Here is a 569-nt window from a genome sequence, read left to right on the forward strand (position 1 = left end):
ATCTCCACGATGCCTATGCGAAGCTGTGTTTTTCAAAGGAAGTGGATAGAATATGAAACTCTCATTATTCATTGTTGCCGTTTTTATGCCAGCATGCCTGCTGTCAGCCTGCTCCGATCATGCGGAAGAACACGCAAGTGCCGATAAAAAGAAAACGGTCGAGCTCATAACGGACGTTCGAAAAACAGCAAAAGCAAGCATTGATTGGACAAAGCCTTCGGGCGGAGAATACCCGGATATGAAACAGAAGCATGTCTGGATTGAGGTGAATGTGAAGGAGCAGACGGCTTACATCAAAGAAGGAAGCAACACCATCTATACAATGATGATCTCTTCAGGCCTTGATCAAACAAAAGATGATGCTACACCAAAGGGCACCTTTCATATAGAGCCTGAACGGGGAGAATGGTTTTTCTCCGAAGGATACCAGGAAGGCGCGGAATATTGGATATCATGGAAAAACCATGGAGAATTTCTATTTCATAGTGTGCCAATGACAAAGGATCAAAAAGTCATCAAAGCTGAAGCAGCAAAACTAGGAACGAAAGCATCTCATGGGTGTATCAGGT

General features: G+C 43.9%; 1 protein-coding gene. It reads left to right on the forward strand.

What is annotated here, in order from left to right:
- Positions 1-52 precede the first annotated feature (52 nt).
- The coding region (locus RVS70_RS21885; RefSeq protein WP_321134829.1) for a L,D-transpeptidase at positions 53-569 on the forward strand (517 nt) is incomplete at its 3' end.

It is taken from the genome of Virgibacillus sp. M23, from assembly GCF_034190895.1.
In the GTDB taxonomy this organism is placed as follows: Bacteria; Bacillota; Bacilli; order Bacillales; family Amphibacillaceae; genus Virgibacillus; species Virgibacillus salarius.